Source organism: Nocardioides cremeus (assembly GCF_030518195.1).
Taxonomy (GTDB): Bacteria; Actinomycetota; Actinomycetes; order Propionibacteriales; family Nocardioidaceae; genus Nocardioides; species Nocardioides cremeus.
In genome coordinates, this window is the sequence record NZ_JAULSC010000265.1 from 1 (window position 1) to 278 (window position 278).

Annotated in this window: 1 protein-coding gene; it reads right to left on the minus strand. The window is 64.7% G+C overall.

Annotation, left to right across the window (positions count from 1 at the left end; all coding sequences use genetic code 11):
- Positions 1-207: peptidylprolyl isomerase (locus QWJ41_RS21140; RefSeq protein ID WP_302710461.1), on the minus strand; the 207-nt coding region annotated here is incomplete at its 3' end.
- Positions 208-278: the final 71 nt, after the last annotated feature.

Sequence of the window (278 nt, forward strand, 5' to 3'; positions counted from 1 at the left end):
CGCCGGTGGCTTGGCTGTGACTCCGGCCGGCCACGGCTTGTCGCTCGAGTTCAGACCCCATTGAGCGACATAATCGTCCTGCACGCGATAGATGCTCGCGCCATTCCAATAGCGTCCCCGGGCGAGCGCCTTGATGTTGGCGACGTGGGTTGGGGCGAATGTCGGCGCGAGCTGGATCACAACCCGTCCGCCGTTCGCCAGGTCCATGACGAGAAGGTCGTCGGCCGGAATTGTCTTCCATGCGCTGCGTGGCGCTGCCGCGACGATGTCATTGGGCG